This window comes from Cryobacterium aureum (assembly GCF_002954245.1).
Classification (GTDB): Bacteria; Actinomycetota; Actinomycetes; order Actinomycetales; family Microbacteriaceae; genus Cryobacterium; species Cryobacterium aureum.
Genome location: NZ_PPTG01000021.1, coordinates 18826 through 30391, shown reverse-complemented (window position 1 = coordinate 30391; position 11566 = coordinate 18826). Strand labels below are relative to the sequence as shown.

The window sequence follows — 11566 nt, the reverse complement described above, 5'->3', positions numbered from 1 at the left end:
CACGAGTCACGCCATAAGCGATCTGAGCCATCCGAGGAAAGCAAGGTTTCATGACTGTCTCACCACTGATCTGGGGCGTCACCATCGCCGTCATCCTGGCCCTGCTCGCCTTCGACTACTTCTTTCACATTCGCAAGGCGCACGTCCCCTCTCTGAAGGAGGCCGCGCTGTGGTCCTCCATCTACGTCGGCCTGGCCATCCTCTTCGGCATCCTGGTCCTGTTCTTCGGCGGAAGCACGATGGGGTCGGAGTACTTCGCCGGCTACATCACCGAGAAGGCACTGTCGGTGGACAACCTGTTCGTGTTCCTGATCATCATGGCGAGCTTCCGGGTTCCACGCGAGGACCAGCAGAAAGTACTGCTGTTCGGCATCGTCTTCTCCCTGATCGCCCGGACCGGGTTCATTTTTCTAGGCGCGGCACTAATCAATTCCTTCGCCTGGGTGTTCTACCTCTTCGGCCTGATCCTGCTGATCACCGCCGGCAATCTGCTGAAGCCCGAGGCCGACAGCGACACGCATGCGGACAACTTCATGATTCGCCTGGCCAAGAAAAGCTTCCACACCACCGAGCACTACGACGGTGACAAGCTGTTCACCATGCACGAGGGCAAGAAGGCCCTCACGCCCATGCTTCTGGTCATGGTGGCGATCGGCGGCACGGACATCCTGTTCGCCCTCGATTCCATTCCCGCGATCTTCGGGCTGACCCAGAATGTCTACATCGTCTTCACCGCTACCGCGTTCTCCCTGATGGGCCTGCGCCAGCTGTACTTCCTGATCGACGGGCTGCTCGACCGACTCATCTATCTCTCCTACGGCTTGGCGCTCATTTTGGCCTTCATCGGCGTCAAGTTGGTGCTCCACGCCCTGCACGAGAACAACCTGCCCTTCATCAACGGTGGCGAACACGTTCCAGTCGTGGAAATCAGCACCGGCCTGTCCCTCACCGTAATCATCGGGGTGCTCATCGTCACCGTCGTGGCCTCCCTGCTGAGCAAGGCGGGCAAAGCCCAGACCGCCATCAACAACGCGCGCCGCCATGCCGTCAGCTACCTTGACCTCGACTACACCGCTGATGCTGCCGAGCGCGAGCGGATCTACCGCCTCCTGACCGAGGAGGAAGCGCAGGTTCTGGCCATGGACCTCAAGTACCGCAACAAAGCCAAGGACATCGAGCGGATCCGTGAGCAGGTAGCGGAAGCACACCGGCAGCATGACGAGTATCTATCCCGGTAGGGCCCGTCGCGCCACACGCCGATGGCGGTGCGACGGCACCAACCGGGAGCACCGTCAGTGACCATTGAGGGTGCGAACCACCCGAATCCGGTACCTGACACGAGCAACTGTGTTGTGGTCGGGCACGATGGATCAGCCGGTGCCGACACCGCGTTGGCCGCGGCCATGGAACTGGCCGACCAGCTGTCCCTCCCGGTCGTCCTTGTGCGAGCCTGGTCCATCGCGACCGCTCCACGCCCAGCCCAGTGGGAATTCGGCTACGTCTCATCGTTCGAGGAGTATGCGGACGCGGTCTACGACGAGCTTGAGCGGGATTCGCGCACCATCGTCGGGTTGTTCCCCCTGGTTCCGGTGATCTGCCATCCCGCCCACGCCGCTCCGGCGAAGGCCCTCATTGCGCTCTCGCAGAACGCCCGTTTGCTGGTCGTCGGAACCCGCGGGCTCGGTGGCCTCGCGGGGATGCTTCTTGGCTCCGTGAGCGAGCAGTGTGTGCGGCATGCTGCGTGTCTCGTCCTAGTCGTACCGCCACAGACCTGAGGCAATTCACGAGCGCACGGTCACTGCAGAAACGGTATCGGTCGCCGACCTCGTCAGGCGTCCCAGTCCCACGGGGTACCGTCAAGGTCGCCGCGCAGCGTTCCGGCGGCCTGATCGACGGCCTCGCCGAAGCCCGCTTCTGGACAGCGTGGTCGGGGCGCCCCTGAAGCGGCACGTCGCTGGAATCAGACCTGGCCGGTCGAGACCAGCGGCGGGCTGGCAAGCGTGCTGCGATTAGCCCGGTCGGCGAGAACGATGGCGATCACACCGAGCAGAATAATACCGCCGATCCGCACCAGGCCGTCCAGTCCGATCAGGGCCCAGACCACCAGGTTGGGCCCGGTCAGGGTGGCCAGGCCCGCGCCCAGCAGCTGGGACAGCAGCCAGGTTGCGGTGGCCGCGGCTACCACCCAGGCCGGCACCCAGTTGAACGGAGCCGGCACGACGCCGATCCGGGCGATCTGCATGACGGCGACCAGCGCGAGGGCGAATTGCACGTACGAGTCCGCGTAGGAGAAGGCCATCAAAATGGTCGGAGCGGGATCGTTTGAGAAGAAGTCGCTGATGACGACGCTCAGCACCGCCCCGAGAAACAGCCAGAGCGCCAACAGGGCGAGAGCGGTGGTGCCCACAGGGCGACGCGCTGTGATGCTGCCAACGCCCCGCACCCCGAAGGCGAACACCAGCAGGGCCGCGGAGAACAGAGCCGGTCCGATCAGTCCGATATAGGCGAATAGCGCGGGCTGGGAGATCACGGTGACGACGACCGAGGCCAGCAGCAGTCCCCCACCGACGAACCAGGCGAGGGAGGCCGGGGACATTGAATTATCACGAAGCTGTGAGCCTGCCATACGTTCGAGTCTACTCAGACTCAGCTCCAGAGGGCCACATGCACCTTGCTGCCCCGGCGTGCGACCCCGCGGGAGCCGCCGGGCGCGAGCATGGCAGCGGTCGCCTCGGCGGTCGTCACGAACCGTTGCAGGGTACGGGCCGCGGCCGGTGCCCGACCGTGATCGAGGGTGCTGGCACACCACAACCCGGCAATGGGAGTGTTCGGCACCGGCAGCACCACGAGCGACCCGGCAGCAACCTCGGCCCGCACAATGTGCATGAAGGCGAGCATGATGCCCTCGCCGTCGCGAACCGCGGCGAGGGCATCCGTTTCGCTACTCAGCGGCACGATCTCGGGCACACCGAGCGCTGAGGCGAGAAAGGCTGCCGCCAGCCAGCTGCTTTCGGCCGTGAACTCCTCAACGCCGGCCGGTCCGGTGAACCACGGCTCCCCCAGCAATGCGGTCAGCGACGGTGCCCCCCGGGTGAGCGGATGCTCCGGCGCCGCCACCAGCACCCGCTGGTAGCGCAAAAATGGCACCACTTCCAACTGGTTTCCCTGCGGCGGACGAGCGCCGAGAGCCACGTCGTAGGCATGGTCCTGTAGCAGCGACCCGACATCATCGGCGGACTCGACCACCACGTCGATGCCGCAAAAATGCCCGGGCACCCGGCGGGTAAAGGCGTCGAGCAGCCGTCCGGCCGCGTGCTCGGCGAAACCGGCAGTGGCGACGACCCGGAGGTTCGCGGTGGATTCCTCGGCGTGCGACACCTCCCAGCGCACCTGGTCGGCCAGGCCCACGATCTCCTGGGCGTGATCGGCGAGCGCCCGCCCGCCGGCAGTCAGGGCGATGCCGGCTCCGGCACGCACGAACAGGGCATCACCGAGGTCGAGGCGCAGCGCGGCGAGCGAGGACGACACCGCCGGTTCGCTGATTCCGAGGGCGGCCGCGGCCGCGCGGAGCGACCCGAGTCGGGCGACCAGGGCAAAGGCCCGTAGCTGATTCAGCGTCATTGCCACAGCTCATAACCTTTCCCTTAGGTCGATATTGACAGCTTCGGGGGCGGGAGAGCAAGCTGTGGCACACACCAGTGTCGCGCAACGATGCGCGGTGCCATGGAACCTTCTTTCGTGAGGAGAAGCCCGTGCAGATTCCGGCTCCGTTCGATTATGTTCGCGCCAGTTCGGTCGATAACGCTCTCGCCCTGCTCGACCGTCACGGGGCAGAATCCCGGGTCGTCGCCGGCGGACACAGCCTGCTTCCCATGATGAAATTGCGCCTCGCCCGCCCGGACTGGCTGATCGACATCAACGACCTGTTCGAGCTCGACTACCTGCTCATTGACGGCCAGACGTTGCGCATCGGCGCCATGACCCGGCACACGACCCTGCTGGAATCCGACGACGTCCAGCGCCTGTTTCCCATCATCACCGACGCCGAACGGGTCATCGCCGACCCGATCGTGCGCAACCGCGGAACCATCGGCGGTTCGCTCTGCCAGGCCGACCCGGCCGAAGATCTCTCCACGGTCTGCCACGTTCTCGAAGCGGTGGCCGTCGTGCGCGGCCCAGCCGGCGAGCGGATGCTGTCCATGGCCGACTTCCACCGCGGCCCCTATGAGACGGCCGTCGCCCAGAACGAACTGCTGATCGAGGTACGCGTGCCCATTCGTGCCGGCTCGAGCAGCGCCTACGAAAAGGTCGAGCGCCGCGTCGGCGACTGGGCCGTCGCCGCGGCCGGCGCTTCGGTCACCCTCGACTCCGCCGGCGCGATCAGCCAGGTGGCCGTCGGCCTCACCGCCGTCGGACTCGAGCAGAACGTCACCGAGGTCGAAGCGGTGCTGGTCGGCCAGACTCCTACCGAAGAACTATTCACCGAGGCCGGGCGCCTCGCTTCCCTCGCCTGCGATCCCCTCGCCGACCAGCGTGGCCCGATCGACTACAAGCGGCACCTCGCCGACGAACTGACCCGTCGGGTACTGCGGGCGGCCTGCCGCCGCGCCGCAGCATCCGCTTCCGAGATCACGATTTAGGAGTTGACCCCTCATGCATATCAACATGACCATCAACGGAACCGACGTAACCCGCGAGATCGAACCGCGAGTTCTGCTCGTGCACTTCATTCGCGACGACCTGCGCCTCACCGGAACGCACTGGGGCTGCGACACGAGCAACTGCGGCACCTGCGTGGTGCTGATGGACGGCCAGCCGGTGAAATCCTGCACCGTTCTAGCCGCCATGGCCGACGGCCATAGCATCACGACCGTGGAGGGACTCGCCAACGGCACCACCCTCGACCCGGTGCAGCAGGGCTTCATGGAAGAGCACGGCCTGCAGTGCGGTTTCTGCACCCCCGGCATGATGCTCACCGCCCGCGCGCTGCTCGACCACAACCCGCACCCGGAACCGCTCGAGATCCGCGAGGCCATCTCGGGCCAGATCTGCCGCTGCACCGGCTACGCCACCATCGTGCGGTCCATTCAGTGGGCCGCCGAACATCCCGTCGGAACTGCCGAGACAGCCGCCACGACCGAAGAAGAAGCGGTGCACGCATGACCATCCTCGAGGACCGACCGTCGAACCCGGCCGCCGGCGACCACGATCGGCCCATCGGCCACGGCCGTATGCAGCGCAAGGAAGACCCGCGGTTCGTGCGAGGCAAGGGCCACTACGTCGACGACATCGTGCTGCCCGGCATGTTGCACGGTGCCATTCTGCGCGCTCCCGTCGCCCACGCCCGGCTGGTCTCGATCGACACAACCGAGGCCCTCGCCCACCCCAAGGTGCTCGCGGTGATCACCGGCACCGACCTGCAGGCGCTCGGCCTGGCCTGGGCACCCACCCTGTCCATGGACGTGCAGGCCGTTCTGGTCACCGACAAGGTGCGTTTTCAGGGTCAGGAGGTCGCGTTCGTCGTCGCCGAAGACCGCTACGCCGCCCGCGACGCCCTCGAGCTGATCCAGGTCGAGTACGACGTACTGCCGCCGGTTGTCGACGCCCGCAAAGCGATGGATGCCGACGCTCCCGTCATTCGCGACGACCTCGAAGGTCGCACCGACAACCACATCTTCGACTGGGAGGCCGGCAATAAAGCCGAAACCGATGCCGTTTTCGCCAGCGCCGACGTCGTGGTGACGCAGGAGATCGTGTACCCGCGCGTGCACCCGGCGCCGATGGAAACCTGCGGGGCCGTCGCCGACTTCGACCCCATCGACGGCCGCCTCACCCTGTATGAAACCACGCAGGCCCCGCACGCCCACCGCACCCTGTTCGCGATGGTCTCCGGCATCCCGGAGCACAAGATTCGCGTGGTCTCCCCCGACATCGGCGGCGGCTTCGGCAACAAAGTCGGCATCTACCCTGGCTACATTCTCGCCGTGGTCGGCTCCATCGTCACCGGCAAACCGGTGAAATGGGTCGAAGACCGCTCCGAGAACCTCATGAGCACCTCGTTCGCCCGCGACTACATCATGCAGGGCGAGATCGCGGCGACCAGGGACGGCAAGATCCTGGCGCTGCGAACCAACGTGCTCGCCGACCACGGTGCGTTCAACGCCACCGCCCAGCCCACCAAGTATCCGGCCGGCTTCTTTCACATCTTCACCGGCAGCTACGACCTTCAGGCCGCGCACTGCACCGTCACCGGCGTGTACACCAACAAGGCCCCGGGCGGCGTGGCCTACGCCTGTTCCTTCCGGGTCACCGAGGCGGTCTACCTGGTCGAGCGGATGGTCGACATCCTGGCGCGCAAACTCGAGATGGATCCCGCCGAGTTAAGGCTGAAGAATTTCATCAAACCCGAACAGTTTCCCTACCCGAACAAGACCGGCTGGGAGTACGACTCGGGCGACTACGAACCCACCATGCGGCTGTCGATGAAGATGGCCGGCTACGACGAACTGCGCCGCGAACAGAAGGAGAAACGCGAACGCGGCGAGCTCATGGGCATCGGCATCTCCTTCTTCACCGAAACGGTCGGTGCCGGACCGCGCAAGGACATGGATATTCTCGGCCTCGGCATGGCGGACGGCGCCGAACTGCGCATCCACCCCACCGGCAAGGCCGTCGTGCGCATCTCGGTGCAGAGCCAGGGTCAGGGCCACGAGACGACGTTCGCGCAGATCGTGGCGGAGGAGATCGGCATCCCGCCGGAGGATATCGACGTCGTGCACGGTGACACCGACCAGACCCCGTTCGGCCTCGGAACCTATGGCAGCCGGTCCACCCCGGTCAGTGGCGCCGCCGTGGCCCTGGTCGCCCGCAAGGTGCGGGAGAAGGCCAGGTTCATCGCCGCGGCCATGCTCGAAACCCGGCCGGAAGACCTCGAATGGGAGAAGGGTCGTTGGTTCGTCAAGGGCGACCCGAGCATCGGCAAGACCATGGCCGAGATCGCGATGGGCGCCCACGGGACGGTCGCACTGCCAGAAGGCATCGACGGCAACCTCGACGCCGAGGTCACCTACGACCCGCCCAACCTCACCTTTCCGTTCGGCGCCTATATCTGCGTCGTCGATGTCGATCCTGGCACCGGGCATGTCAAGGTGCGCCGCTTCATCGCCGTCGACGACTGCGGCACCCGCATCAACCCGATGATCATCGAGGGCCAGATCCACGGTGGCCTCACCGACGGTGTCGGTATGGCACTGATGGAATTCATCGAATTCGACGCCGAGGGAAACTGCCTTGGCGGCTCGTTCATGGACTACCTCATCCCCACGGCCATGGAGGTGCCCGACTGGGAGACCGGCTTCACCGTCACCCCGTCGCCGCACCACCCGATCGGGGCCAAGGGCGTCGGCGAATCCGCCACGGTCGGATCGCCTCCCGCCGTCGTCAATGCCGTCGTCGACGCCCTCGCCCCGTTCGGCGTCGTGCACATGGACATGCCCTGCACGCCAGCCCGGGTCTGGGAGGCCATGCAGGGCCGCACGAGACCTCCGGTTTAGCATGCCCACCGTTCACCCGACCCTGGAGCGGCTCCTCACCGAACGCCGCGAACCGTTCGTGCGCGCAACCGTGGTGCGCGCTGCGCGCCCCACGAGCGCACACGCCGGCGACACGGCACTCGTGCGTGCCACCGGCGAGATCGACGGGTTCGTCGGGGGAACGTGCGTGGAGGCATCCGTTCGCCTGTACAGCCTGCAGGTACTCGAAAGCCGCCAGCCGCTGCTGCTCAAAGTCGTATCGGGCGTGCCGTCGAGCGTCGTGGAAGACGGCGCGGTCGAGGTCTCGAACCCTTGTGTCAGCGGCGGGGCGATCGAGATCTTTCTCGAGCCGCGCATTCCCCTGCCGCGCCTGGTCGTCGTCGGGTCGACGCCCGACGCCGAGGCACTCGCCGCCCTGGCGCCCCTCATCGGCTTCGATCTCGTCCAAACGGATGGCGCCTCCGCGGCCCCCGAGGCCGGCGACGCCGCCCTGATCGTCGCATCGCACGGCCGGGACGAGGAACCGGCGCTGTTGGCGGCGCTGGCTGCCGGGGTGCCGTACGTGGCGCTCGTGGCGAGTCCGAAGCGCGGTGCTGCGGTGCTCGCGTCGCTCGACGTGTCACCAGGGCAGCGCGCGCGGGTGTTCAGCCCGGCGGGCCTTGACCTCGGGGCCCGCACGCCCGGAGAGATCGCGGTGTCGATCTTCGCGCAGCTGGTGCAGGAACGGGCCGGGCGCTGGCATCCGCTCGCGGCGGTGGTCGAAGCGGCGGCGGCCACTGCGATCGACCCGGTTTGCGGTATGTCAGTGGCCGCGCTGCCCACCTCGCTGCAGGTCGAGCACAACGGACAGACGGTGTATTTCTGCGCCGCGGGCTGCCGCACGGCCTTTCTGGCGAATCCGGAGCGGTATGCGACCGCGGGTTAGGGCTGTTGCCTCGCGCCGGGGGTGCCAGCGATGAGTGCGGACGCCGTGGCTGAGCTGGTGCCGTCCGTCGCCGCACTGCAGCGCGCCCTCGACGCCGAAGACTATCTGGCTGATGAGGGCCTCGTGACGGCCGTGTTTTTGGCCGTGCGCATGCGGCAGCCGTTGCTGCTCGAGGGCGAACCCGGGGTCGGCAAGACCGAGATCGCCAAGGCGCTCGCCCGACTGCTCGACACCGAGCTATTTCGGTTGCAGTGCTACGAGGGAATCTCCGCCGGCGAAGCCCTCTATGAGTGGAACTACCCGCGGCAGCTGCTCGGCATCCGTGTGGCTGAGGCGCGCGGCGTTGAGCTGGCCGACACCGTGCTGTTCGGGCCGGACTATCTGCTGCGCCGCCCGCTGTTGCAAGCGATCGAGCACGCCGGGCCGCGCCCGGCCGTGCTGCTGCTCGACGAGATCGACCGGGCCGACGCCGAGTTCGAAGCGTTCACGTTCGAGCTGCTCGCCGAAGCGGCCGTCACCATTCCCGAGCTCGGAACCGTGCATGCCACCCACCCGCCGATCGTGATTCTCACCAGCAATCGCACCCGCGACCTGCACGACGCCCTCACCCGGCGCTGCCTGTACCACTGGATCGACTATCCAGGGCCGGAGCGAATCGCGCAGATCGTGCGCCGCCGGGTGCCCAGCAGTTCGCAGACCATCGCTACGGATGCCGCGGCCGGGATCACTCGGCTGCGCTCGCTCGACCTCGTCAAACCGCCCGGAATCGCCGAGGCGATCGACTGGGTGAGTGCCCTCGGGGTGCTGGGTATCGAGCAGCTCAGCGCCCGGGCGGTCGAGCAGACCTGGGGTTCCGTGCTGAAGAACCGGGACGACCTCGACCTCGCGTCCGCTCGCGGCGCCGCCTGGGTCGCCCAGGCCACCGGTGCTGCCGGTGCCTGAGCGCGTCCGGCACCCTTCGGTCGAAGCGGCGGCCCTCGCCGCCGGCTTCAGCACCGCCCTGCACCGAGCCGGACTGCCGGTGTCACCCGACCGGGCGGCCCGCCTGGCTGAGGCGCTGCGACTCGTCCCCCCGATCGACCACGCCGCTCTGTACTGGGCCTGCCGCATCGTCTTCGTCTCCCAGCAGCAGCACCTCAATCGCTTCGACGCGGTGTTCAGCGCCGTGTTCGACGGGCGGCTCGACCCGGCCGAAAGCCGCGGCGACCCCAACGCTCCCCCGGCGATCGGCTCCGAAACCCACACGAAGGCCGCCCCGCCGACCAATCGTCCGGCCGGCGCTCCCGAGCCTGGCGCCGAGCGCCCTCCGTCCCCATTGCCCGGCTCCGACTCGAGCGACAGCGATACGGCCGGGCCGGAGCGCGACGCCATCCTCGCCATGGCCGCGAGCGACGAGCACCTGCACGAGATGGCCTTCGCCGACCTCGCGCCCGAGGAATTGGCCCGGTTGCGTCAGCTGGTGGCACGCATCGTGCTGTCGACGCCGACCCGCCTCAGCCGCCGCACGCATCCGTCACCGCACAGCCGCGACCGGCTCGATCTGGCCCGCACAGTGCGCGCCGCGCAGCACACCGGTGGCGACCCGATCACCCTGCATTACTCCCGCCGCCGCCCGAAACCACGAAGGCTGGTGCTGCTCTGCGACGTATCCGGCTCGATGGAGCCGTACACCAGGGTGTTCCTGACGCTGCTCCAGGGCGCGGCATCCGGCGCCAGGGCCGAAGCCTTCGTGTTCTCCACCCACCTCACCCGGCTGACCCGCCAGCTGGCCCTGCGCGACCCGGACCAAGCGCTCGCCCAGGCGGCCGCCACCGCGACCGACTGGGCCGGCGGCACCCGGCTGGCCGCGAGCATCCGTCGATTCATCGACGATTTCGGGCGACGGGGCCTGGCCCGCGGCGCCGTGGTCGTGGTGTTCTCCGACGGCTGGGCGCAGGACGACCCGGCCGACGTCGATACCCAGATGGCACGCCTGCGCCGGCTCGCGCACCGCATCGTCTGGGTGAATCCGCGCAAGGTCGCCGTTGACTATCGGCCGCTCGTCGGCGGTATGGCTGCCGCGCTGCCCTACTGCGATGCCTTCGTCAGTGGCCACAGCTACGCCGCCCTCGCCGAGGTGGCGGCCGCTATTCGCGGCGACTTATTGACGGGCAACCCATCGGCATCCGCTCGCCCACGTTTCACCCACCATCGACCATCCCGCACGACCCCGCACATGACCCAGCAGAGGACACCCTGATGCAACTCGACAGCACCTTCACCGTTATCGCCCCCGTCGACACGGTCTGGGACACCCTGATGGACTTCGAACGTGTCGCCGGGTGTGTGCCGGGCGCCCAGATTCTCAACAGACTCAGCGATGACAATTACCAGGTGGGCATGAAAGTCAAGCTTGGCCCGGTCACCATGCAGTACCGCGGGCAGATGAACGTCGACGAACGCGACGCCGAGGCGCATCGCGCCGTGTTCTCCGGCAAGGCGCAGGAAACTCGCGGGCAGGGCACGGCCCAGGCCACGGTCACGCTCGTGCTGGTCGAAACCGACGGCGTGACCCAGGGCACGGTCAGCGCCGACCTGTCGCTTTCGGGCAAGGCGGCGGCCATGGGCAAGGGCGTCATCGGCAGCGTCACCGAGCAGATGATGGGGCTGTTCGCCGGCAACCTGCAAAACCTGATCGAGGGCGGGGCATCGGGCGCCGAAACGGATGCCATCACTCCCGTCGGCGAGCACGTCGACGACCCGGAGACCCTCGCCCAGGCAGCCCCGCGGGCCGTCGCCGACCTGAGTGATATTCCGCCCGGGGACGCCCCCGCCGCCGATAGGCTCCCGGACGTCACCGCGGATGCGCCGGTTTCCGCGAGGCAATCGAGCCTGCCGGCGCGCCCGGTGCCACCGCGCGCCACACCCGCTGCTGAGCATCACCCGACGCCGCACCGAGCAGCGCCGGCACCGAGCCTCGACGCTTTGAGCCTGGTCAAGGGCGTCATCGCCGACCAGTTAGCGGATCCGGTGAAACTTTTGGGGCTGCTCGCCACGGTAGCGTTCATCGCATACCGAATTGGTCGGCGTGCGTCCGGCCGCTAACGACAGCCGACCTCAACCGATGGGA

General features: G+C 67.4%; 11 protein-coding genes. 9 read left to right on the top strand and 2 right to left on the bottom strand.

Features of this window, described 5'->3' with window-relative positions:
* The first annotated feature begins 50 nt into the window (after positions 1-50).
* Together CJ028_RS07635 and CJ028_RS07630 are read left to right on the top strand one after the other, a co-directional pair.
* A complete protein-coding gene (locus tag CJ028_RS07635; protein ID WP_105034674.1) occupies positions 51-1238 on the top strand; it encodes a TerC family protein in 1188 nt (395 codons plus the stop codon).
* 57 nt (positions 1239-1295) lie between these two features.
* Positions 1296-1775: a universal stress protein gene (locus CJ028_RS07630; protein ID WP_240607143.1), complete on the top strand. Its 480-nt coding sequence runs from the start codon at positions 1296-1298 to the stop codon at positions 1773-1775.
* Positions 1776-1960: 185 nt separating this feature from the next.
* On the opposite strand, the gene CJ028_RS07625 is transcribed toward CJ028_RS07630, so the two are convergent.
* Complete coding sequence (locus CJ028_RS07625; protein WP_129590418.1) at positions 1961-2626, bottom strand: hypothetical protein; 666 nt, start codon at positions 2624-2626, stop codon at positions 1961-1963.
* A gap of 20 nt (positions 2627-2646) precedes the next feature.
* Positions 2647-3621 (bottom strand): LysR family transcriptional regulator, encoded by a 975-nt coding sequence (locus CJ028_RS07620; RefSeq protein WP_105034671.1) that lies wholly within the window; start codon positions 3619-3621, stop codon positions 2647-2649.
* 131 nt (positions 3622-3752) lie between these two features.
* Between CJ028_RS07620 and CJ028_RS07615 the strand changes: the two genes are divergently transcribed.
* From CJ028_RS07615 to CJ028_RS07585, 7 genes are read left to right on the top strand one after another with little or no spacing between them, the layout of a single operon-like run.
* Positions 3753-4640, top strand: coding sequence for an FAD binding domain-containing protein (locus CJ028_RS07615; protein WP_105034670.1), 888 nt, complete (start codon positions 3753-3755; stop codon positions 4638-4640).
* 13 nt (positions 4641-4653) lie between these two features.
* Positions 4654-5163, top strand: a complete 510-nt coding sequence (locus CJ028_RS07610; protein ID WP_105034669.1) for a (2Fe-2S)-binding protein — start codon at positions 4654-4656, stop codon at positions 5161-5163.
* Positions 5160-7553 carry an aerobic carbon-monoxide dehydrogenase large subunit gene (locus CJ028_RS07605; RefSeq protein ID WP_105034668.1) on the top strand — a complete coding sequence of 798 codons (2394 nt, stop codon included), beginning with the start codon at positions 5160-5162 and terminating at the stop codon, positions 7551-7553. The genes CJ028_RS07610 and CJ028_RS07605 overlap by 4 nt, the downstream gene beginning before the upstream one ends.
* 1 nt (position 7554) lies before the next feature.
* Positions 7555-8457, top strand: coding sequence for an XdhC family protein (locus CJ028_RS07600; protein ID WP_105034667.1), 903 nt, complete (start codon positions 7555-7557; stop codon positions 8455-8457).
* A 30-nt stretch (positions 8458-8487) separates the two neighbouring features.
* A complete protein-coding gene (locus CJ028_RS07595) occupies positions 8488-9399 on the top strand; it encodes an AAA family ATPase (RefSeq protein WP_105034666.1) in 912 nt (303 codons plus the stop codon).
* Positions 9392-10696 (top strand): vWA domain-containing protein, encoded by a 1305-nt coding sequence (locus CJ028_RS07590; protein ID WP_240607142.1) that lies wholly within the window; start codon positions 9392-9394, stop codon positions 10694-10696. Before CJ028_RS07595 ends, CJ028_RS07590 begins: the two co-directional genes overlap by 8 nt.
* Positions 10696-11541 carry an SRPBCC family protein gene (locus CJ028_RS07585; RefSeq protein ID WP_105034664.1) on the top strand — a complete coding sequence of 282 codons (846 nt, stop codon included), beginning with the start codon at positions 10696-10698 and terminating at the stop codon, positions 11539-11541. The genes CJ028_RS07590 and CJ028_RS07585 overlap by 1 nt, the downstream gene beginning before the upstream one ends.
* Positions 11542-11566 lie beyond the last annotated feature (25 nt).

What these genes read in the sequence shown, in the direction of transcription:
- CJ028_RS07585 (WP_105034664.1), top strand. Translation starts at nt 10,696, where the DNA reads ATGCAACTCGACAGCACCTTCACCGTTATCGCCCCCGTCGACACGGTC.
- CJ028_RS07625 (WP_129590418.1), bottom strand. Translation starts at nt 2,626, where the DNA reads ATGGCAGGCTCACAGCTTCGTGATAATTCAATGTCCCCGGCCTCCCTC.
- CJ028_RS07595 (WP_105034666.1), top strand. Translation starts at nt 8,488, where the DNA reads ATGAGTGCGGACGCCGTGGCTGAGCTGGTGCCGTCCGTCGCCGCACTG.
- CJ028_RS07610 (WP_105034669.1), top strand. Translation starts at nt 4,654, where the DNA reads ATGCATATCAACATGACCATCAACGGAACCGACGTAACCCGCGAGATC.
- CJ028_RS07635 (WP_105034674.1), top strand. Translation starts at nt 51, where the DNA reads ATGACTGTCTCACCACTGATCTGGGGCGTCACCATCGCCGTCATCCTG.
- CJ028_RS07600 (WP_105034667.1), top strand. Translation starts at nt 7,555, where the DNA reads ATGCCCACCGTTCACCCGACCCTGGAGCGGCTCCTCACCGAACGCCGC.
- CJ028_RS07605 (WP_105034668.1), top strand. Translation starts at nt 5,160, where the DNA reads ATGACCATCCTCGAGGACCGACCGTCGAACCCGGCCGCCGGCGACCAC.
- CJ028_RS07620 (WP_105034671.1), bottom strand. Translation starts at nt 3,621, where the DNA reads ATGACGCTGAATCAGCTACGGGCCTTTGCCCTGGTCGCCCGACTCGGG.